Genomic DNA, 20,552 nt, shown 5'->3' with positions numbered 1-20,552 from the left:
GCCACCGCGGACCGGTACCGGCATCCCCTGCGGGGTGTAGCAGCTGATGCAAGGTGTTCCGTACGCTCGTGCCCCTTCCTCGCTAGACCGGAGTCGCCGAGGACAGCGGGAGCGGTGTGAACATGTCCGGTTCCTGCTCCGGCGTCAGGGCGGTCGGGCCGTACAGCCAGTCGGTGAAGGCGTAGTCGTATGTGTCGCGGGCGCGCAGCAGCGTGTTGCGCTGCTCGCGGGCGAGACGTCGAGGTGCCACAGCTCGCCCCACTTGCGGGAGGTGGCCAGCACGCGCCGGCAGTGCTCCGGTCGGACGGCCTGGTAGGCGGCGAGGGCGGCGGACCAGTCGACCGAGCCGTCCGCGGCGCGGTTGCGGGCGACGTGCTCGCCCAGCACCCAGCCGTCCTCGACGGCCATGATCGCGCCCTGCGCGGGCTGCTGCTGCTCGCGGACCTCACCGACGAGGAACTGGACGAGGTGTACGCACCCGAGCGCTACCGCGACCGTCCGTCCGAGCGGCCGGATCTCGTCCGGCTGCGGACCGAGCTGAAGCGTCTGCGCCGCAACGGGTTCGCCGTCAACAAGGAGCGCTCCGAGCGCGGTCTGATCGCCGTCGGCGTCCCGGTGCGCGACCGGGACGGCACCGCGCTGGCCGGCCTGTCGGTGTCGATGCCGGGCGTGCGCTACGAACCCAGGCGTCTGCAGGCGCTGGTCGCCACGCTGGAGGCGGCGGCGCACGCCCTCGAGGACGACTTGTCCGACGGGTCCTGAGCCGCGATCGGGCCTACGGCCGCCCGGTCACCAGGACTCGGCGCGCCGCTCCGCACGCACGCCGAGAAAGTGGTGGCCGCCCGTTCTCGGATCACGGGGAGGTGCGCGGCTCGCTGTGACGAGGGTGGTCGCGTCCATGGGTCCGCCCCGGTCGGTGCCGGGTCCGACCGGACCGAGGCCGACCGGATACAGTGCGCGGGACCGCAGCCCGGTGAGGGAGGGGAAGCGTGACCGACACCGACAGCGCCCGGCCCGCCGAGGGGGAAGCGCGAGGTCCACGGCCGAGCCGGCTGCACAGCCTGATGCGCTTCATCCCCCTGATCGCCCCCGTCCTGCTGTGGGCCGTGCCCTGCTGGGTGCTCCTGCACGCCGGCCAGCACTGGCCGTTGGCCGTCGCTCTGGTCGGCACCGCCGTGTTCTTCCTCGGTCTCGTCGGTATGCCTCTCGCGATGGTGCGCGGCCACGGCCGACGTCAGCAGGACTGGGCGGCGATCATCGGTGACACACTGCTGGGCGCCAGCTGGGTCCTGTTCACCTGGTCCGTCCTGCTCGGCGTCCTCTTGCGGGCCGCCCTGGCCGTGACCGGCGTCGGCGACAGCCAGGACCGGGCCCGGATCGTCGCGTGGGCCGTGCTCGGCGTGACCGCCGTACTGCTGACTTGGGGGTACGCCGAGGCGCGCCGAGTGCCGCGCGTGCGCCGGATCGATGTGCAACTCCCCCGTCTGGGTGCCGGGCTGGACGGCCTCCGGGTCGCCCTCGTCACGGACACCCACTACGGCCCCCTGGACCGCGCCCGCTGGTCGGCACGGGTCTGCGAGACGGTGAACACCCTCGAAGCCGACCTGGTCTGCCACGCCGGCGACATCGCGGACGGCACGGCCGAACGACGCCGCGCCCAGGCCGCCCCGCTCGGGACCGTCCGGGCCACCCATGCCCGTGTCTACGTCACCGGCAATCACGAGTACTACAGCGAGGCCCAGGGCTGGGTCGACCTGATGGACGAACTGGGCTGGGAGCCGCTGCGCAACCGTCATCTGCTGCTCGAACGCGGCGGCGACACCCTCGTGGTCGCCGGCGTGGACGACGTCACCGCCGAGTCCTCCGGCCTGGCAGGCCACCGCGCCCACCTCGCCGGAGCCCTCGACGGTGCCGATCCCGACCTGCCCGTCCTGCTCCTGGCGCACCAGCCCACGTTCGTCGACCGGGCGGCAGCCGCCGGCATCGACCTCCAGCTCTCCGGCCACACCCACGGCGGCCAGATCTGGCCCTTCCACCACCTGGTCCGCCTCGACCAGCCCGCCCTCGCCGGCCTCAGCCACCACGGCGCCCGTACCCTCCTCTACACCAGCCGCGGCACCGGCTTCTGGGGCCCGCCGTTCCGCGTCTTCGCCCCCAGCGAGATCACCCTGCTCGTCCTCCGCAGCCCACGGACGGCCACCGCGCCCTAGGGGGTGCCGTTTGGATCAGCGCACCCTTCCCCGCGGCTTCAACGGCACCGGGGGCAGTTCCGGTGCAGGCAGTGGCGCCCCGTCGTACCCCTTGACCTCCCCGAACCGGGAGCCTTCCATCCAGTCCCGGCGGGCCTGCTCGATCTCCTGCTGGGAGCGTCCGATCCAGTTCCAGAACATGATCAGCTCCTCCTCGAACGGTTCACCGCCCAGGAGCATCAGCCCCGCGTCCGAGTCGGCCCGCAGGGGCAACTCGTCGCGGCCGCAGCCGAGGTAGAGCATCGAGCCCGGCACCAGGGGCACGCCGTCGACGTGGGCCTCGCCGCTCATGGCCAGTACGGCGTACTCGAAGTCCCGTTCCACCGGCACGCGTACGTCCGTGCCGCCGGTGAGGGTCAGGTCGGCGCCGACGAGGGGGGTGTACGCGGTGCCGGGCGAGGTGGCGGTGTCGAGGGTGCCCATGAGGACGGTGGCCCTCAGGCCCGGCGCCGTGACCTCGGGCAGCTCGGCGTGGAACTCGAAGTGCGGGTCGGTGTGCCGGTGGGTGTCCGGGAGGGCGACCCACAGCTGTGCGCCGTGCAGGAGGCGCGCGTGCGGGCGCGGGCTCTCCTCCGAGTGGCTGATCGCGCGGCCGGAGGTCATCAGGCCCAGCTGGCGCGGGCGGATGGTCTGCAGGCTGCCGGTGGAGTCCCGGTGCAGTACCTCGCCCTCGTGCAGCCAGCTCACCGTCTGCAGGCCCATGTGCGGGTGCGGCGGCACCTGCATGCCGGGCTCGTCGGCGATGTCGTCGGGTCCGTAGTGGTCGACGAAGCACCAGGCGCCGACCATGCGCCGGCCCAGGTTGGGCAGCAGTCGGCGGACCTCGGTGGACTCGCCGAGCTTGACGTGGCGAGGGCTGAGAAGTTCCCGTACGGGCTCCGTCACCACGAAGCCGCGGCCGCCGCAGAGACTGGGTACGGCCTCGCGATCAAGGTTGCTCATGCCGCCCAACCTAGACCCGGCGGGGCCCTCGCGTCAGACGGACGCCGGGCCGTCACCGTGGCGGGCTACGGCGCCCCGTACGCACCTCGATCGGTAGTGGAATGTTCAACCGTGCGGTGTGGTTGCAGGGGCCGAAGGAGGTCCTCCAGTGGACATGACGTACTACGACCACGGAACGCCGGCGGAGCGCTGGGAGCGCGCGCGGATGTTCTTCGACGCCAAGGACTACGCCGCCGCGGCCCGCGTCCTGGACGGACTGGTCGCCCAGGTGCCCGAGCAGACCGGCCCGCGGCTGCTGCTGGCGCGCTCCTACTACCACTCCGCCCAGCTGCGGCGGGCGGAGGCCGAGCTGCGGATCGTCGTCGAGCGCGATCCCGTCGAGCACTACGCGCGGCTGATGCTGGGCCGCACCCTGGAACGGCAGGGGCGGCAGGAGGAGGCCGACGCCCAGCTGCGGATCGCCTCGGCCCTCGCGGGCGACTTCGCCGAGCTCTGAGGAGAACTCGGAGCGTGGCATCCTGGCGCGATGGGAACCGCGATGGGAACTCCGAGTGATCGTGCCCCGCTTGCCGAGCGGATCGAGGAACTGCTCGCCGTCGGCGGCCCGTTGCCGATCGTCGCGGCCGGGGATCCGGTACTGCGGCGCGCGGCCGAGCCGTACGACGGGCAGTTGGCGCCCGCGCTGTTCGAGCGGTTCGTCGAGGCACTGCGGCTGACCATGCACGCGGCGCCCGGCGTCGGCCTGGCCGCGCCGCAGGTCGGGGTGGGGCTGAGGATCGCGGTGATCGAGGATCCGGCGCCGGTGCCGGACGAGGTGCGGGTGGCGCGGGGACGGGTGCCGCAGCCCTTCCGGGTGCTGGTGAACCCGTCGTACGAACCGGTCGGCGGCGCGCGGGCCGCGTTCTTCGAGGGCTGTCTGAGTGTGCCGGGCTGGCAGGCGGTGGTGGCGCGCCACGCCGAGGTGCGGCTGCGGGCGCGGGACGAGCACGGGCGAGCGGTGGACGAGGTGTTCGCGGGCTGGCCGGCCCGGATCGTGCAGCACGAGACGGACCACCTCGACGGCACGCTGTACCTGGACCGGGCCGAGCTGCGCTCACTGGCGTCGAACGCCGCGATGGCGGACCTCTGGTCCCAGCCGACGCCGGAGCGGGCGGCGTCGGCACTGGGCTTCGAGCTGCCCGGCCCGACGGCCTGACCGGCCGCCGGGACCGGCCTGCGGCACCGACCGCCGGGACCACACGGGACTACCCGTCGGGACCACCTGTCGGGACTGCCCGTCAGGACCGATCTGCGGGTTCGAGCTGCCCGACCCGGCGATCCGACCAGCCACCGGGACCGGCCTGCGCCACCTCTGCCGACACCGGCCTCCGGCACCACCTGCCGGGACCGCACGACGGGAAAGCCCGTCGGCTCCGACCGGCGGCACCGACCGCCGGCACGCCTCCGGGCCCGGCCGTCGGGATTGGCCGTCGGGCCCGGGCCGTCCGGACCAGGGGATGCGACGGCGTCGTCAGTTGTCCCGGTATGCCTCCAGCAGCCTCAGCCACACCTCGCTGATCGTCGGGTACGACGGGACCGCGTGCCACAGGCGGCTGATCGGCACCTGGCCGGCGACGGCGACGGTCGCGGAGTGGATCATCTCGCCGACGCCGGGGCCGACGAAGGTGACACCACGGACGATCTCGTCCTCCAGGTCGACCACCATGCGCGCGCGGCCCTTGTAGCCGTCGCCGTACAGGCTGGAGCCCGCCACCGCGATGTCGACGTCGACGGCGCGGACGCGGTGGCCCGCCTGCTCGGCCTCGGCCAGACTCAGGCCGACGGACGCCGCCTCGGGGTCGGTGAAGACCACCTGGGGAACGGCGTCGTGGTCGGCGGTCGCGGTGTGCGCGCCCCACGGGTCGGACTCCAGGTTCGCTGCTCCGGAGGCGCGGGCGGCGATGGCGGCGCCCGCGATGCGTGCCTGGTACTTGCCCTGGTGGGTGAGGAGGGCGCGGTGGTTGACGTCGCCGACCGCGTAGAGCCAGTCGTGGCCCGCCACCCGGAGGCTGTCGTCGACCTCAAGCCAGGAGCCCGGTTCCAGACCGACGGTCTCCAGGCCGATGTCGCCGGTGCGGGGCGTCCGGCCGGTGGCGAAGAGGATCTCGTCGGCCTCCAGGCGGTCGCCGGTGTCGGTGACGGCGACGACGGTGCCGTTCTCGCGGGTGACGGACTCGACGGAGACGCCGGTGCGGATGTCCACGCCGGCTTCGGTGAGCGCCTCGGCGACCAGTTCCCCGGCGAAGGGCTCCATCCGGGCGAGCAGGCCGCCGTCGCCGCGCACCAGCATCGTGACCCGGGAGCCGAGGGCCTGCCAGGCGGTGGCCATCTCGACGGCGACGACTCCGCCGCCGATCACGATGAGGCGGCCGGGCGCGCTTTCGGCGCTGGTGGCCTCGCGGCTGGTCCAGGGGCGTACCTCGGCGAGTCCGGGCAGCGGGGGCAGGGCGGCGGCGCTGCCGGTGCAGACGGCGACCGCGTGCCGGGCGGTCAGGGTCCGGCTGGTGCCGTCGGGGCCGGCCACCTCGACCGTGCGCGGCCCGGCGAGCCGTCCCTGTCCGCGGTACAGGTCGGCGCCGATGCCCTCGACCCACTGGACCTGGCCGTCGTCCTTCCAGTGCGAGGTGAACTCGTCGCGGCGGGCGAGGACGGCCGGTGCGTCGAGGGGGTCCTGGACGGCCTGAGCGAGGCCGGGCAGGCGGCGGGCGTCCGCGCGGGCGATGACCGGGCGCAGCAGGGCCTTGCTGGGCATGCACGCCCAGTAGGAGCATTCGCCGCCGACCAGTTCGCTCTCCACGATGGCGGTGGACAGCCCGGCCGCGCGGGTGCGGTCGGCGACGTTCTCGCCGACGGGACCCGCGCCGATCACCACGACGTCGTACGTGAGGGAATCCGATTGCGTCATGGGGTCAGTCTGGTGGGTGGTGTGCGGCGTGGCCACATGGGTACGTGCGCGGAATACCCACCAGGTCGGCAGTGTTGTGCCGACGGCTTCTCCCCCGAAACCAGGAAGAGGGATCACCTCATGACCAGCACCGTGGAACTCACCAAGGAGAACTTCGACCAGACGGTCACGGACAACGAGTTCGTGTTGATCGACTTCTGGGCGGAGTGGTGCGGTCCGTGCAAGCAGTTCGGGCCGGTCTACGAGAAGGCGGCGGAAGCCAACCCGGACCTGGTGTTCGGCAAGGTGGACACCGAGGCGCAGCCCGAGCTGGCGCAGGCATTCGGCATCAGTTCGATCCCGACGCTGATGATCGTGCGGGACCAGGTGGCCGTGTTCGCACAGCCGGGCGCGCTGCCGGAGGCGGCCCTCACCGACGTGATCGGTCAGGCCCGGAAGCTGGACATGGACGAGGTCCGCAAGGCGGTCGCCGAGCAGCAGGCGCAGGCCGGGCAGAACGGCCAGGAAGGCCAGTAGCACCCGGTTCGGCCGCCGGTCAGCTCGACTCCCGGTGCACCACCGTCGCGCCCAGCACCTTGTGGCGCTCGGGCGCGGCGCCGGGGTCGTGCACCGCCCGGTCGACGAGTGCGGCCAGGTCGCGGCCGGCGGGCAGCTCCAGGTGGACGGTGCTCAGCCGGGGCCTCAGCAGCCGGCCCAGCATCAGGTCGTCGGCGCCGATCACGGCGGCGTCACCGGGGATGTCGAGGCCCTCGTCCTGAAGGGCCCGCATCAGCAGCATCGCGTACTCGTCGTTGTACGCGAACACCGCGTCGAGCCCCAGGGGGCGCCAGCGCGCCGCGAGGCGGGCGGCGTCCCCTTCCTCGTAGCGCAGGGGCAGCTCGGTGACGGTGGCGTCGGTGCCGGCCACCGCCTGCCGGGCGCCGTCGAGGCGCGGTGCCGAGAAGACGTCCAGGCCGCGTTCCGCGGGCACGACGACGCCGATTCTGCGGCGTCCGCGGTCGTACAGGTGGCGGGTGGCGCCGCGGCCGACGCCCTCCTGGTCGGTGAGCAGCGCGTGTGCTCCCTCGACGGCCTCCGGGCCGAGGGTGACGACCGCCCGGGCGCCGGAGCGCTTGAGGATCTCCACACCCCGCGGGCCCAGGTCGGAGCCGGGTGCGAGGACGGCGACCGGGCGCAGCTCGGCCCAGGCCCGGGCGGCCTCGTCGCCGTGGACGCCGGCGGTGCCGTACTGGACGACGGTGTAGTCGAGGCGGCCGAGCGCCCACTGGAGTCCGCTGAGGAAGCGGCTGTAGAGCGGGCCGGCGGGGAAGGACGGGGCCGGCATCAGGACCATGCGGCTGTGCCCGGCGCGCAGGGAGCGGGCCGCGGCGTGCGGGACGTAGCCGAGTTCCCGGGCGGCCTCGCGGACGCGGCGGCGGGTGGGTTCGCTGATCCGTACGGCGCCGGTGTTGTTGAGGACGTAGGAGACGGTCGCGCGCGAGACGCCGGCCAGGCGGGCCACGTCGGCGCTCGTGGGCACGGAGCGCGCTGCGGAGGGCTCGGGGGGCGGCGGATTCGGTATCTGCACCATGACATACGGCATCCTGGCAGAAGCCGGACGCGGCACGGCGGGCGGGGCAACGCGGTACGCGGCGAACTGAGTTCAGGCCGACGGTGCGGTGGCCGGGGTGTCGGCCGCGGGGACCGGGCCGTCGGTGCGGGTGACCCTCGCGACCAGGTCGAGCCAGCCCGCCCGCACGCGTTCGGCGGGCAGCCCGCACTGCTGGGTGAGGTGGTGGATCAGGGCGGCGTCGAGGTAGGCCATCAGGGTGTGCGAGAGGAGTTCGCTGTCGGCGTCCGGCACGGCCTCCCGCAGCAGCAGCGCCACGTGATGGCGCAGGAAGCGGCGCGGTGGGAAGGTGTGGCGGCGTTCGGCGCTGGGTTCCCCGGCCAGCAGCAGGTCGAGTTCGTCGATGGAGCGGCGCAGCAGCGCGCAGCCGAAGGCCCGCAGCCGCTCGACGGGGGGCGCGCCGGGGCCCAGGGGCGGCGGGCCGCTCAGCAGCGCGGCCTGGAACTTCCGCTCGGAGTGGTCGAGCAGCGCCGCCAGCAGCCCGGTGCGGTCGCCGAAGCGGCGGAAGACGGTGCCCTTGCCCACACACGCGGCGGCGGCCACCGCCTCCATGGTGAGGGCGCCCGCGCCGTGCTCGGCGACCAGCCGCTCGGCGGCCTCCAGGAGCCGGGCGCGGTTGCGCGCGGCGTCGGCGCGCAGGCAGGGCTCGTCCGCGTCGGTCCCGGTGCCGAGTTGCAGCAACTCGGGCGGACCGACGTTCTCCTGAGGCTGCGGGAAGGGCGGCAGGGCGGCGGACATGAAGCCAGCGTAAAGCATCGGGAAGGAAACTGGACCGCGGTCCGTTTGAGATGTTAGAAATTAAACGGACCTCGGTCCGGATTGTTACCGCAGTGTTTCGGCACGCCCGCCGACACGTGTTCCAGCAGTGGGAGTACTCATGTCTGTCCGCATCCTTGCGCTCGTCGGCAGCCTTCGCGCCGGTTCGCACAACCGCCAGCTCGCCGAGGCGGCCGTCAAGTTCGCGCCGGAGGGCGCCGAGGTGCAGCTGTTCGAGGGGCTCGCCGACATCCCCTTCTACAACGAGGACATCGACGTCGAGGGCAGCGTCCCGGCCGCCGCCGCGAAGCTGCGCGAGGCCGCCCAGGGCGCGCAGGCCTTCCTGCTCTTCTCGCCCGAGTACAACGGCACCATCCCGGCCGTCCTGAAGAACGCCATCGACTGGCTGTCCCGCCCGTACGGCGCCGGCGCCTTCACCGGCAAGCCCGTCGCCGTGGTCGGCACCGCCTTCGGCCAGTACGGCGGCGTGTGGGCGCAGGACGAGGCCCGCAAGGCCGTGGGCATCGCCGGCGGCAAGGTGATCGAGGACATCAAGCTGGCCATCCCCGGCTCGGTGACCCGCTTCGCCGAGACCCACCCGGCCGACGACGCCGAGGTCGCCGCGCAGCTGACCGAGGTCGTCGCCCGGCTGCACGGCCACACGGACGAGGCCCTCGCCGCCTGACCGGCGCGAGAGGAGACCATACGGGACCGGGGCTCGGCCGAGCCCCGGTCCCGCCGGGCGTCACGCCACCGCCGGGCGTCAGGCGACCGCCGCGGCTGCCAGCGTGCGCAGTTCCTCCAGCGCGGCCGCGACCGCCGCACGGCGGTGGCCGCCGCTGCGGGTGCAGGTCAGCAGCTTGCGGTGCGGCCGGTTGACGCAGGGCACACGGACGATCGGCAGCTCGGGCGTCAGCTGGGCGAGCCGGGGCACCAGGGCGACGCCGAGGCCGTGGGCGACCAGGTGCGCGGTGACGTTCCAGTCCAGCGCGTGGTGGACCACGTCGGGGGTGAAGCCGGCGGCACCGCACGCCGACATCACGTGCGGCCGGCAGGGGCTCTGCGGCACCGGCGCGATCCAGGGCTCGTGCGCCACGTCGGCGAGGTCGACCCCGTCCCGTCCGGCCAGCGGATGGCCCTCGGGGACGACCAGGTCGAAGGGGTCGTCCAGCAGCGGCCGCTGGTCGAAGCGGGCGTCGGCGGCCGGCGGGTTGGAGGGCGTCGCCTCCACCACCGCCAGATCGCTCTCCCCCTCGAAGAGCCGGTCGAAGCTCTCCGCCACCTCGACCTCCCGGATCCGCACCGACAGCCGGGGGTGCCGCTCCCGCAGCCGCGCCGCCATCGGGGCGAGCAGGACGGAGACGGCCACCGGGAACCCCGTCACCCGCAGCGGCCCCGCCGGGGTCCCCTCCCCCGCGCGCAGATCCAGTTCGGCCTCGTCCCAGCGGGCCTCGATCGCGTCGGCGTGCTCCAGCAGGCTCTCCGCGGCCGCGGTGAGCCGCACCCCGCGCCCCTGCGGCTCCAGGAGGTCGACGCCCAGGTCCCGGGCGAGCTGCCTGATCTGCTGCGAGGCTGCCGAGGGAGTGAAGTGCAGGGCACGGGCCGCCGCGGTGACGGTGCCGTAGTGGGCGACCGCCCGCAGCACGTGCAGCCTGCGCAGATCAATCATGAAGCGCACGCTTCACGGTGGAGTCCGTAAAGTCAACCTGGACGTGAACGGATCCGTGGCCGCACCCTGTCAGTGGCGCCACGGTGGGACCGAGAGCCCACACGAGCATCCCGACGTACCACTGACGCACGAGGAGTCGCCATGCCCAGCTCGACCGGTGTCGTCTGCCCGCACTGCGGGTGGCCCGACGGTGCCGAGCCCTTCCAGGTGCTGTCCGCCCACCCCACCGGGGCGGGCGGCACCCTGTGGACCCGTTGCGCCTGCGGTTCGCTCCAGGCCCGCGTCGTCGACGACCACGGCACCCGGGTGGTCTCGCGCGGCAGGCCCACACCGGCGGGCTGCTAGAGCCTACCGGGACCCGCCCGGCGCACGGCCGTCCCGGCGCTACCAGGGCAGCGGGCCCGCCGCGTCGAAGTAGCCCCCGGTGGGTCCTTCCGGGCCCAGCCGGGCCATCCGGACGATGACCTCGGCGCCCTCGGCCACGGTCTGCGTGCCGGTGTTGCCGTTCAGGTCGGTCGCGGTGAAGCCGGGTTCGACCGCGTTGATCCGCATCCCGGGCAACGCCTTCGCGTACTGCACGGTCAGCGCGTTGACCGCGGTCTTCGACGCCGGATAGGCGAGGCCCGGATAGCCGTACCCGGGACTGTCCGGTGAGGTCAGTCCGGTCAGCGAGGCCAGCCCGCTGCTCACGTTGACCACGACGGGCGCGGTGGAGCGGCGCAGCAGCGGCAGGAACGCGTGGGTCACGCGCACCAGCCCGAAGACGTTGGTCTCGAAGACGGTGCGCAGCAGGTCCGCGGTCGTGCCGTCGGCCCCGGTCACGGAGTTGTCCTCGCCGCGCTGCTCCATACCGGCGTTGTTGACCAGGACGTCGAGGCCGCCGTCGGCCGCGACGGTCCGCACGGCGGCGGCGACGGACGCGTCGTCGGTGACGTCCAGGACGATCGGGCGGGCGCCCAGTTCCGCGGCGGCGCGGCGGCCCCGCTCGGGGTCCCGGGCGGCGACGTAGACGGTGTGGCCCGCGGCGACGAGGCGGCGGGCCGTCTCGAACCCGAGGCCCTTGTTGGCTCCGGTGATCAGTGTGGTGGTCATGGGGTCCAGCCTGCGGCGCGCCGGTGCGGGCAGCCAGGCGTCCCGTCTTCCTGGGACCACGGGTACCAGGAAGACCCGGCGCCCGCGGTGTTCACTGGGGACCATGACGGCTACGGAGTTCGGGCGGGCGTTGCGGCTGCGCAGGGACCGGGTCTCGCCCGAGTCGGCGGGGCTGCCCGCGGGCGGGCACCGGCGGGCGGCGGGGCTGCGGCGCGAGGAGTTGGCCCTGCTGGCCGGTGTCTCCGTCGACTACGTCACCCGCCTCGAACAGGGCCGGGCGGCCAACCCCTCGGCCCAGGTCGTCGAGGCTCTCGTACGGGCACTGCGGCTGCCGCCCGAGGAGCGCGCGCACCTGTTCCGGCTGGCCGGGCTGGTGCCGCCGGGTCCCGAGACGGTCCCGGCGTACATCCCGCCGAGCGTCCACCGGCTGCTCGACCGACTGGCCGGCACTCCGGTCGCCGTGTACGACGCCGCGTGGACACTGCTGCTCGCCAACCCGCCCTACGCGGCGCTGATGGGCGACCCGTCCCGGTGGCGGGGCCCGGAGCGCAACGGGGTGTGGCGCAACTTCGTCGGGCCGGGCAGCCGGGCCCGGTACACGCCCGAGGAGCGCCGGGCCTTCGAGGCGGCCCTCGTCGCGGACCTGCGCGCCACCGCCGCCCGCTATCCCGCCGACCGCGGGCTCGCCCGGCTGGTCGCGGAACTGTGTGCCCGCAGCGAGCGGTTCGCCGAGCTGTGGCGGGCGGACGCGGTCGGCCGGCACGAGGCGGCGCGCAAGGTCGTCGACCATCCACGGGTGGGGCCCCTCACCCTGGACTGCGACGTGCTCGGTGTGGCGGGCAGCGATCTGCGGGTCATGGTCTACACGGCCGAGCCGGACACCGCGGACGCGGAGCGGCTGGCCCTGCTCACGGTCCTGGGCACCCAGGAGCTCGTGGAGTAGCCCACACCGCGGGCGTCAGGCCCGCTCCTGCCGCCTGGTGACCCACAGGCTGCTCGCCGTGGTGACCGCGAGGACCAGCACGATGAACCCGAGCGAGAACGGGATGCCGATCTCCGGCACGTGGACGCCGGACTCGTGCAGGGCGTGCAGCACCAGTTTGACGCCGATGAAACCGAGGATGACGGACAGGCCGTAGGACAGGTGGACCAGCTTCTTCAGCAGGCCGCCGATGAGGAAGTACAGCTGGCGCAGTCCCATCAGGGCGAACGCGTTGGCCGTGAACACGATGTACGGGTCCTGGGTCAGTCCGTAGATGGCGGGGATGGAGTCCAGGGCGAACAGGATGTCGGTGAACCCGATGGCGAGCATCACGACCAGCATCGGGGTCATGACCCGCTTGCCGTTCTCCTCGACCCACAGTCTGGTGCCGTGGTACCGGTCGGCGACACCGAAGCGGCGCTCGATCGACTTCAGCAGCTTGTTCTCCTCGTACTCCTCCTCGTGCTCCTTCTTGCGGGCGTCCTGGACGAGCTTCCACGCGGTCCAGATCAGGAAGGCGCCGAAGAGGTAGAACACCCAGGAGAAGGCGGAGATGATCGCCGCGCCCGCCGCGATGAACGCGGCCCGCAGCACCAGCGCCACCAGCACGCCGACCATCAGCACCCGCTGCTGGTACTGCGAGGGCACCGCGAACTTCGCCATGATCAGGACGAAGACGAAGAGGTTGTCGACGCTGAGGGACTTCTCGGTGATGTACCCGGCGAAGAACTCGCCCCCGGGCCCGCCGCCGCCGACCACCAGCAGCCCCACGCCGAACAGGCAGGCCAGGACCACCCAGACGGCCGTCCAGATCCCGGCCTCCCGGATGGACACGTCGTGCGGCTTGCGCCCGATGAAGAAGTCGGCGGCGACGAGGACGCACAGACCCGCGACGGTCAGCAGCCAGACGCTGAGAGAGACGTTCACCGGTGCTCCTGGTGCGGGACGGGTCGCGTACGGGTGGTTCTCGGTCAAGGGCTCTCGGTCGGGGTGGTTCTTTGATCGGGGTGGTTCTTTGGCCGGAGTGGTTCGTTGGTCGGAGTGGTTCTTTGGTCAGGGTGTTTCCGGGATGCGGCGCAGGCAACCCGGCACCGTGCGCGGCCCCACGCACCGAGACCGGCGCGCGCCGGCCGATTCCGACGTGACGGGAGCCCCGGATGAACCTTCGGCCCTCGCATCCGCACCCCGCCCGCCGGGGCCCGCGCATCGGCGTGCTGGGCTCCTACGGCGGCTTCAACATCGGCGACGAGGCGATCCTGACCTGCGTGCTGAGCTGTCTGCGCGCCCGGCGGCCGAACGCGCAGCTCGTCGTCCTGAGCCGGAACGCGGAGCACACCCGCGTCCACCACCCCGACGCCGACGAGGTGGTGCCCTGGGAGGGCGTCAGCCGCAACCACGTCCTCGACGTGCTGCCCGGCCTGGACCTCCTGGTGCTGGGCGGCGGCGGCATCCTCTACGACGGTGAGGCGCGGCGCTATCTGCGGCTGGTCCGTGCCGCGCAGACCCGGCACGTGCCCACCTTCGCCTACGCCGTCGGCGCCGGGCCGCTGACGGACGCCGAGGACCGGGACGCGGTGCGCACGGTGCTGGCGGAGATGGACGACGTCGTGGTGCGGGACGAGGAGTCGCGGCTGGTGCTCGAGGAGGTCGGCCTGGAGCGGGAGGTCGCGGTCACCGCCGACCCGGCGCTGCTGCTGGCCCCGGAGCCGTTCACCGGGGCGATGATGCGCGACGAGGGCATCCCGTCCGGCGCCCGGCTGGTGGGGATGTCGGTGCGCGAGCCGGGGCGGGCCGCCGAGAAGCTCGACGAGGGCGATTACCACGCGCTGCTCGCCGACGTCGCGGACTTCCTGGTCCGCCGGCTGGACGCGCGCGTGGTGTTCCTGCCGATGGAACGGCACGACGTACGGCACGCACACGCCGTGCTGTCCCACATGACGGCCCCGGACCAGGGCCGCATCCTGCACGGCGACTACAGCCCGGGGCAGGTCCTCGGCTTCATGCGCCACCTCGACGTGGCCGTGGGCATGCGGCTGCACTTCGTGATCTTCGCCGCGCTCACCGGCGTACCGGTGCTGCCGCTGCCGTACTCCGGCAAGGTCTTCGACTTCGCGCGGCGGCTCGGCGCCCCGGCGCTGGTGGGGGTGGCGCGGGAGCAGGCGGGCCTGCTGCTGGCGGAGGTGGACCGGCTCTGGGACGAGTATCCGCAGCGCCGGGACGGTCTGCGGACCCGGATGGGCGAGCTGTCCGCGTCGGCGCGCGAGACCTGCGAGCGGTGCGGGTCCCTGCTCGACCAGATCGATGCCGCACGCGGGTCGGGCGACGCCCCCGCGGCGGGTGCGGACCCGGCGGGCGGGCGGGCGACCACCGGCGAGCGGCCGACCGTCGACGGGCCGACCGGCGACGGACGGACCGGTGAGGGGCCGACCGGTGAGGGGCCGACCGGCGACGGCCCGTACGTCACCGAGCCACGGCCGCTGAACGCCTGACCCGGAGGTGAGCGATGCCGATCCTGGAGGAGCCCCACGAGTCCCGCACCGTCACCCTGCCGCCCCGACCCGCCCGGCACGGAGGCCGTTGCGACGTCCTGGTGGTCGGCGGCGGCCCCGCCGGGTTCGCGGCGGCGATCGGCGCGGCCGACGCCGGGGCCGACACCGTCCTGGTGGAGCGGTACGGCTTCCTCGGCGGCAACGCGACCGTCGCGCTGGTGATGCCGCTGATGTCGTTCCACAACGAGCACAAGCAGGCCGCGTTCACCGAGGCCGGGGACACCTCACGGCTGCTGCCCACCGACCACGGCGAGGGCGAACCGGTGGTCGCGGGCGTCCTGTGGCAGTTGCTCGACCGGCTGATGGGCCGCGGCGGTTGCCTGCCGCCCTCTCCGAAGACCGGGTACACGGTCCCCTTCGATCCGGAGCTGTTCAAGTTCTCCCTGCTGGAGATGATGGACGAGTCGAGGGTGCGGATGCTGTTCCACTCCTTCGCCTCCGGGGCACTGCCGCTCGACGACGGTTCGGGCTGGCGGGTGGTGTTCGAGACCAAGTCGGGGCCGGTGGTGATCGACGCGGGGGTGGTCGTGGACGGCACGGGCGACGGCGACGTGGCCACGGCCTGCGGGGCGCCGTACGAGATCGGGCGGCCGGAGGACGGCCTCGTGCAGCCGATGACGCTGATGTTCCGGGTCGCCGACTTCTCCCGGCCGGACTTCGCCGCGTACGTGCGCGAGCACCCCGACCAGTGGCGGGGTGTGCACGGGCTGTGGGACCTGATCGAGGAGGCCCGGGCGGACGGCGAACTGCGGCTGCCGCGCGAGGACATCCTCTTCTTCGCGACCCCGCACCCGCGCGAGGTCGCGGTCAACAGCACCCGGGTGAACCGGGTCCTCGGCACCAGCGTCTGGGACCTCACCCGCGCCGAGTACACGGCCCGGCACCAGCTGGCGCAGATCGACCGCTTCCTGCGCACCCGCGTGCCCGGCTTCGAGGAGTCGTACGTGGTGCAGAGCGGCACGCACATCGGGGTGCGGGAGAGCCGGCGGGTGCTCGGCGACTACCAGCTCACCGGCCACGACATCCTGGCGGCGCGCGCCTTCCCGGATGTGATCGCGCACGGCGCCTATCCGGTCGACATCCACAATCCGCGCGGTTCCGGCACCGTCCTCAAACGGGTGCCGCGGGGCAGCTTCTACGACATCCCGCTGCGCTGCCTGCTGCCCCGGGGCACCGACCGGCTGCTGGTGGCGGGCCGCTGCATCTCCGGGACGCACGTGGCGCACTCGTCGTACCGGGTGATGCCCATCGCCATGGCGACCGGGCACGCGGCCGGGGTGTGCGCGGCGCTGACCGTCCGGCACGGGCGCGGACCGCGCGGCCTGCCCTACCGACTGGTCCAGCGTGAACTGCTGCGGCAGGGGGCCCGGCTGCGGACGGAGCCGCACTAGGTCGGGTCCGGTCCGGGTCAGCTCGCCCAGTCGAGGAGGCGTTCCCGGTTCTCCGGGGCGCGCAGGTGGGCGAGGGACTCCTTCTCCAGCTGGCGGACGCGTTCGCGGGTGAGGCCCACGTGCTGGGCGACCTGTTGCAGGGTGCGCGGGCGGCCGTCGTGCAGGCCGTAGCGCAGGCTGAGGATCAGGGACTCGCGGGGTGCGAGGGTGCCGACGGCCTCCCGCAGCTCCGCCGCGAGTGCCTGGAACTCGGCGACCTCCGGGGCGCGCAGCACCTCGGTGTCCGGGATGAGGTCGCCGACGACGGTGTCGCCGGTCTCGTCCACGGGGGTGTCCAGGCTGACCGCGTCGCGGCCCACCCTGCGCAGCCAGACGACCTTGTCCGCGTCGATGCCGCTCTCGGCGGCGACCTCCTCGGTGGTCGGCTCGCGGTCGAGGCCCGCGCGGAGCTTCCGTTCGACCTTGGCGAGCTTCTGGAGCTGCTCCACGACGTGGACCGGCAGCCGTACCGTGCGGGCGTGGGTGGCCAGGCCCCGTTCGATGGCCTGGCGGATCCACCAGGTGGCGTACGTGGAGAACTTGAAGCCCTTGGTGTGGTCGAACTTCTCCACGGCCCGGATCAGTCCGAGGTTGCCCTCCTGGATGACGTCGAGGAGCGGCAGCCCGCGGTGGGCGTGCCGCTTGGCCATCGACACCACCAGCCGCAGATTGGCCCGCACCATGTGATCTTTGGCCTCCAGCCCGTCGTGGACGGTCTCCTCCAGCGCGCGGCGCCGCCCCGGCGTGGGGGCGGGCTCGCCGGTGTCGGCGCTCTCCAGTTCCGCCCTGGCCCGCACGCCCGCCTCGATGCGGGTGGCGAGCCGTACCTCGTCCTCGGCCGTCAGCAGGGGCGTGGCGCCGATCTGGGTCAGGTACTGGCCGAGCAGATCGGGTTCCTCGTCGGGTTCGGGGATCCGGCTGCGCAGCCGTGCGGTGCGGGTTGTGGCGCGGCGGTCCCGCGGGGTGCGTGCCCCGGGTGTGTGTGCCGTGGGCGCCATGTCGTCTCCTCCGTCCCCTTCCGGATCACCGGGGCCCGGTCCCGCGTTCGCTTCTCAGCCGGCGGATCACCACCAGCAGGTCGGCCGCCGCCAGCAGGGCGAGCGCCCCGCACACGACGGCGATGACCACGAGCATGCCGCGCCCCGGGCTGTCGCCGGAGCCGGTGTCGGCGGCCCACACCCCGAAGAACACGGTCCCGGCGAGGAACAGCGGCACGAAGAGTGCCGACAGCAGCAATCTCAGCCGCAGGGCACTGTGCGCGTGGAGCGGTTCGCTCATGCCGTTCCTCCCCGGTGGTGGGGGTGTCAGTGGCCGGGTGCGGCCCGGCTGATGTCCGCGAGCGCCGAGTGCGGGTCGTCGCTGGCGGCGAGGTCGCCGAGGGTGACCACGCCGACCGGGACGCCGCCGTGCTCGACGACCGGGAGCCGGCGTACGGCGTGCCGGGCCATCAGCTCGGCCGCGTGGTCGGTGGTGTCGTCGGGTTCGAGGGTGACGACGGGCGGGGGTGTGCACACCGCGCCCACCGTGGTGGCGTCGGGGTCCCGGCCCTCGGCGACGCCGCGGAGCACGATGTCACGGTCGGTGAGGACACCGAACAGGTCGCAGTCGTAGGTGACCAGGACGTCACCGACGTCCTCCTCGCGCATCAGCCGGGCCGCCCGCGCCACCGTCGTCATGGGTTCGACGGCCACCGCCGCCGGTGACATCACGTCTCGGATGCGGCGTGTCATCTCGCGCCTCCCTGGGTGTCGGTACGGGATCGTCTGCGGCCCGCGTAGCCCGCGCCCGGGCCGGTAAACCGTGCCGCGGCGACCGGCTCAGTCCAGGTCGATCAGGGCCAGGCCGATGTCGGGACGGTGGGTCTTGGCCAGCTCCGCCGGGCTGTCCCGGACGACGACCTCCAGCGTCGGCCAGACCCGGCCGGACAGCAGGTGGCCGCCGCGGGTGGAGCCGTCGGACAGGCCCAGTACGGCGTGCAGGTGCGGGGTGGGACCGTCGTCGGCGACGGCGATGTCCCCGATGAGGGACAGCACCTCGCACTGCTCCCGGACGGGAATGCGCCGGTAGTCCTTCGCCTGCCGGTCGAACCAGCCGACGACCGCTTCGGAGAAGGCGCCGACCGCGGTCACCTGGGAGGCCCCCAGCGAACGGTCACGGGCGAAGGCGGTCAGCTCGGCGACCGCGTCCTCGCCCGGTTCGAGCACCACCACGAACACCGCGGACGGACCGCCCTGGACCTGCTGCCACTTCATGGCCCGCGGGTACCCGGCGGGGGCCGGGGGCAACCCCGGGCACGAGGTGTGGTGTCACCTCATGACTCCAGTGCCCGGCGGATCGCGTCGAGCCAGCCGTCTACCGGTCCGAAGGTGAGCAGCCCGCCGGCCGCGCCCGCGAGTTCACCGGACGCGGGCAGCAGCCTGTCGTACGTCCGCCGCAGGGCCGGGCGGTCGCCGAGTCCGAGGGCGAGCGCGGCCTCGGCGCAGCACAGGGCCTCGTAGAGGAGGTCGGGCGGCGGTTCGGGCAGGGCCCGCAGGGCGTTCCCGGCCTCGGTGTCGCGGCCCTCGGCCAGCAGCGCGAACGGCTCGGCCCAGGGCCGGTACGGCCCCCAGTCCGCGCTCGGGTCCACCTCCGCGGGTCTGCCGTGGGCCAGGCGCAGGCCGAGCAGGGCGAGCGGCAGCAGCCCGCGTTCCAGGCCCGGCATCCCCGCGCCGTCGAGGCGCCCGGCGGCCGAGCGGTAGGCGGCCTCGGCACGGTCGTGGGAGCCGGTGGAGGAGTCGGCCGAGACGGCCTGCCGCAGGGCCAGGTACCAGGCGGTGAAGACGGACACGAGGGGCCGTTCGTGCCGTTCGGCGAGGCGGTCCACGGCCGCCGCGTGTGCGTCGGCGGCGGTGAGGTCGGCGAGGGCCGAGCGGGCCTGGAGCCGGACCAGGTGGCCGAGGATCTCGTAGTTGACCAGGCCGTGCCGGGTGCCGAGGGCGACGAGTTCGGCCCCGATCGCGTCGCGGCGGGGCGCGAGGCCGGCGCGGGTGCAGGACTGCATGAAGACGCCGTTGAGGGCGAACGCGAGCAGCGCGGGGTCGTCCAGGCGGCGGGCGATCCGCTCGGCCTCGGCGGCCGCCCGGGGCCCGCGCGGGGAGCGCACGCCCCGGGACTCCAGGGCGACGGTGGCCAGCAGGCGGCAGCGTGCCGTGTCGGTGGCGGGGTCCTCCGGCAGGGCGAGGAGTGTCCGCTCGGCCGCGGCGACGATGCTCCGGGCCAGTTCGGGGTCGTCGCTGCGGGTCCAGTTGGCGGGGACGTCGTAGGCGCCGATCACCCGGGCCGTCAGTTCGGCGTCGCCCGTCTCCTCCGCCGCCCGGACCGCTGTCATCCGATGCTCCCGGGCGGCCTCCAGGCCACCGCCGCCGGTGACCGCGAGGCTCCGCAGCAGGCCCACGGTGGATTCCAGGCGGGCCCGGGAGCCCGCGGCGACCGTGCGGTCGTACGCCTCGGTCGCCCGGGCCCACAGCCGGGCCGCCGGGTCCGCCGGTTCACCGGGCGGGTCCAGGTCTGGGTCCTGGGCGAGGATGCCGGCCTCCAGGCGCCGCAGCCGCGGGCCGGGGTCGATGCCCAGTCGTCCGGCCAGCAGGGCGCGGGCCCGGCGCAGCACGGCGAGGGCGTCCGCCTGCCGTCCGGTCCGGTAGAGGGCGAGCGCGAGCAGGCGCCAGGACTCCTCGCGCCAGGGGTGCTCGGTGAGGTGCGCGTCCAGGTCGGGGACCGCCTCGGCGGCGCGGCCGAGTTCCACGAGCAGTTCGGCGCGGCGTTCGACGGCGCGCAGCCGCAGTTCGGTGAGCCGGGAGCGTTCCCCGCGGGCCCAGTCCTCCGCGCCGAACTCGGCGTAGGCGGGTCCCCGCCACTCCCCCAGGGCCGCCCGCAGCCGGTCGGGAGCCTGCGCGGCCGGCAGTCGGTCCGCCTCGGCGACGGCGGCCTCGAAGCGCCACGCGTCCACCGTGTCCGGCGCCGTGCGCAGGGCGTATCCCGGGCCCTCGGTGACGAGCAGCCGGGCGGGGGCGCGCGGCGGCCGGTCGGGTTCCAGGGCGCGGCGCAGGTCCCCGACGAAGGTGCGTACCGCTCCCACGGCCCGCGGCGGCGGCGTGTCCCAGAGGTCCTCGACCAGGCGGGTGACCGGGACGATCCGCCGCCGGGCCAGGATCAGCCGGGCGAGCACGGCCCGGTGCCGGGGGCCCTTGAGGGCGAGCACGTGCGGGCCGCGCCCCGCGGTGACCGATCCGAGCACACCGAACGTGACCGCTTCCATGGTCCGTGTCCCGTCCACTCCCGATCGTCACCGCTC

General features: G+C 73.8%; 22 protein-coding genes and 1 pseudogene. 10 read left to right on the top strand and 13 right to left on the bottom strand.

What is annotated here, in order from left to right; all coding sequences use genetic code 11:
• Nucleotides 1-82 precede the first annotated feature (82 nt).
• A pseudogene (locus tag IE258_RS29210) lies at nt 83-432 on the bottom strand (3-hydroxybenzoate 6-hydroxylase); the annotation flags it as partial.
• Here IE258_RS29210 and IE258_RS29205 point away from each other — a divergent pair.
• Both IE258_RS29205 and IE258_RS29200 read left to right on the top strand, forming a co-directional pair.
• Nucleotides 373-762, top strand: a complete 390-nt coding sequence (locus IE258_RS29205; RefSeq protein ID WP_229892505.1) for an IclR family transcriptional regulator domain-containing protein — start codon at nt 373-375, stop codon at nt 760-762. The pseudogene IE258_RS29210 and the gene IE258_RS29205 sit on opposite strands and share 60 nt — an antisense overlap.
• Before the next feature lie 227 nt (nt 763-989).
• Entirely contained in the window at nt 990-2,210 is a 1,221-nt protein-coding gene (locus IE258_RS29200; RefSeq protein WP_189748363.1) for a metallophosphoesterase, read from the top strand.
• A gap of 15 nt (nt 2,211-2,225) precedes the next feature.
• Here IE258_RS29200 and IE258_RS29195 read toward each other — a convergent pair whose 3' ends face one another.
• Nucleotides 2,226-3,191, bottom strand: coding sequence for a pirin family protein (locus tag IE258_RS29195; RefSeq protein WP_189748361.1), 966 nt, complete (start codon nt 3,189-3,191; stop codon nt 2,226-2,228).
• A 148-nt stretch (nt 3,192-3,339) separates the two neighbouring features.
• Between IE258_RS29195 and IE258_RS29190 the strand changes: the two genes are divergently transcribed.
• Nucleotides 3,340-3,687, top strand: coding sequence for a tetratricopeptide repeat protein (locus tag IE258_RS29190; RefSeq protein ID WP_127893298.1), 348 nt, complete (start codon nt 3,340-3,342; stop codon nt 3,685-3,687).
• A 42-nt stretch (nt 3,688-3,729) separates the two neighbouring features.
• Entirely contained in the window at nt 3,730-4,386 is a 657-nt protein-coding gene (locus IE258_RS29185) for a peptide deformylase (RefSeq protein ID WP_189748359.1), read from the top strand.
• A gap of 315 nt (nt 4,387-4,701) precedes the next feature.
• Here IE258_RS29185 and IE258_RS29180 read toward each other — a convergent pair whose 3' ends face one another.
• A complete protein-coding gene (locus tag IE258_RS29180; RefSeq protein ID WP_189748351.1) occupies nt 4,702-6,135 on the bottom strand; it encodes a dihydrolipoyl dehydrogenase family protein in 1,434 nt (477 codons plus the stop codon).
• A 120-nt stretch (nt 6,136-6,255) separates the two neighbouring features.
• Between IE258_RS29180 and trxA the strand changes: the two genes are divergently transcribed.
• Nucleotides 6,256-6,651, top strand: coding sequence for a thioredoxin (trxA, locus tag IE258_RS29175; RefSeq protein ID WP_159326082.1), 396 nt, complete (start codon nt 6,256-6,258; stop codon nt 6,649-6,651).
• A gap of 19 nt (nt 6,652-6,670) precedes the next feature.
• Here the strand turns inward: trxA and IE258_RS29170 are convergent, their stop codons facing one another.
• Complete coding sequence (locus IE258_RS29170; RefSeq protein WP_189748349.1) at nt 6,671-7,705, bottom strand: LacI family DNA-binding transcriptional regulator; 1,035 nt, start codon at nt 7,703-7,705, stop codon at nt 6,671-6,673.
• A 72-nt stretch (nt 7,706-7,777) separates the two neighbouring features.
• Entirely contained in the window at nt 7,778-8,482 is a 705-nt protein-coding gene (locus tag IE258_RS29165; RefSeq protein ID WP_189748347.1) for a TetR/AcrR family transcriptional regulator, read from the bottom strand.
• Between the two features lie 139 nt (nt 8,483-8,621).
• Here IE258_RS29165 and IE258_RS29160 point away from each other — a divergent pair, with 139 nt between their 5' ends.
• A complete protein-coding gene (locus IE258_RS29160; protein WP_189748344.1) occupies nt 8,622-9,185 on the top strand; it encodes an NAD(P)H-dependent oxidoreductase in 564 nt (187 codons plus the stop codon).
• A 78-nt stretch (nt 9,186-9,263) separates the two neighbouring features.
• Here IE258_RS29160 and IE258_RS29155 read toward each other — a convergent pair whose 3' ends face one another.
• Complete coding sequence (locus IE258_RS29155) at nt 9,264-10,169, bottom strand: LysR family transcriptional regulator (protein WP_189748342.1); 906 nt, start codon at nt 10,167-10,169, stop codon at nt 9,264-9,266.
• A gap of 141 nt (nt 10,170-10,310) precedes the next feature.
• Here IE258_RS29155 and IE258_RS29150 point away from each other — a divergent pair, with 141 nt between their 5' ends.
• Nucleotides 10,311-10,514, top strand: coding sequence for a hypothetical protein (locus IE258_RS29150; protein WP_127893291.1), 204 nt, complete (start codon nt 10,311-10,313; stop codon nt 10,512-10,514).
• A gap of 39 nt (nt 10,515-10,553) precedes the next feature.
• Here the strand turns inward: IE258_RS29150 and IE258_RS29145 are convergent, their stop codons facing one another.
• Nucleotides 10,554-11,261: an SDR family NAD(P)-dependent oxidoreductase gene (locus tag IE258_RS29145; protein WP_189748340.1), complete on the bottom strand. Its 708-nt coding sequence runs from the start codon at nt 11,259-11,261 to the stop codon at nt 10,554-10,556.
• A 103-nt stretch (nt 11,262-11,364) separates the two neighbouring features.
• Between IE258_RS29145 and IE258_RS29140 the strand changes: the two genes are divergently transcribed.
• Complete coding sequence (locus tag IE258_RS29140) at nt 11,365-12,204, top strand: helix-turn-helix transcriptional regulator (RefSeq protein WP_189748338.1); 840 nt, start codon at nt 11,365-11,367, stop codon at nt 12,202-12,204.
• Between the two features lie 15 nt (nt 12,205-12,219).
• Here IE258_RS29140 and IE258_RS29135 read toward each other — a convergent pair whose 3' ends face one another.
• Nucleotides 12,220-13,170 (bottom strand): TerC/Alx family metal homeostasis membrane protein, encoded by a 951-nt coding sequence (locus tag IE258_RS29135; protein ID WP_189748336.1) that lies wholly within the window; start codon nt 13,168-13,170, stop codon nt 12,220-12,222.
• A gap of 230 nt (nt 13,171-13,400) precedes the next feature.
• Between IE258_RS29135 and IE258_RS29130 the strand changes: the two genes are divergently transcribed.
• Nucleotides 13,401-14,732, top strand: coding sequence for a polysaccharide pyruvyl transferase family protein (locus IE258_RS29130; RefSeq protein ID WP_229892503.1), 1,332 nt, complete (start codon nt 13,401-13,403; stop codon nt 14,730-14,732).
• 14 nt (nt 14,733-14,746) lie between these two features.
• A complete protein-coding gene (locus tag IE258_RS29125; RefSeq protein ID WP_189748334.1) occupies nt 14,747-16,183 on the top strand; it encodes an FAD-dependent oxidoreductase in 1,437 nt (478 codons plus the stop codon).
• Nucleotides 16,184-16,200: 17 nt separating this feature from the next.
• Here the strand turns inward: IE258_RS29125 and IE258_RS29120 are convergent, their stop codons facing one another.
• The 5 genes from IE258_RS29120 to IE258_RS29100 all read right to left on the bottom strand — a co-directional run bounded on the left by IE258_RS29120 (nt 16,201) and on the right by IE258_RS29100 (nt 20,516).
• On the bottom strand, nt 16,201-17,220 hold the full coding sequence (locus IE258_RS29120; protein ID WP_189748332.1) for a sigma-70 family RNA polymerase sigma factor: 1,020 nt from the start codon (nt 17,218-17,220) through the stop codon (nt 16,201-16,203).
• A gap of 25 nt (nt 17,221-17,245) precedes the next feature.
• Complete coding sequence (locus IE258_RS29115; RefSeq protein ID WP_159326073.1) at nt 17,246-17,500, bottom strand: DUF6343 family protein; 255 nt, start codon at nt 17,498-17,500, stop codon at nt 17,246-17,248.
• A gap of 26 nt (nt 17,501-17,526) precedes the next feature.
• Nucleotides 17,527-17,952: a CBS domain-containing protein gene (locus IE258_RS29110; RefSeq protein WP_159326072.1), complete on the bottom strand. Its 426-nt coding sequence runs from the start codon at nt 17,950-17,952 to the stop codon at nt 17,527-17,529.
• Nucleotides 17,953-18,039: 87 nt separating this feature from the next.
• Nucleotides 18,040-18,474 carry a PPC domain-containing DNA-binding protein gene (locus IE258_RS29105; protein ID WP_189748330.1) on the bottom strand — a complete coding sequence of 145 codons (435 nt, stop codon included), beginning with the start codon at nt 18,472-18,474 and terminating at the stop codon, nt 18,040-18,042.
• A 59-nt stretch (nt 18,475-18,533) separates the two neighbouring features.
• Nucleotides 18,534-20,516: an AfsR/SARP family transcriptional regulator gene (locus IE258_RS29100; RefSeq protein ID WP_189748328.1), complete on the bottom strand. Its 1,983-nt coding sequence runs from the start codon at nt 20,514-20,516 to the stop codon at nt 18,534-18,536.
• Nucleotides 20,517-20,552 lie beyond the last annotated feature (36 nt).

Source organism: Streptomyces tendae (assembly GCF_014650435.1).
Classification (GTDB): Bacteria; Actinomycetota; Actinomycetes; order Streptomycetales; family Streptomycetaceae; genus Streptomyces; species Streptomyces tendae.
This window is presented reverse-complemented; position numbering and strand designations above follow the sequence as displayed.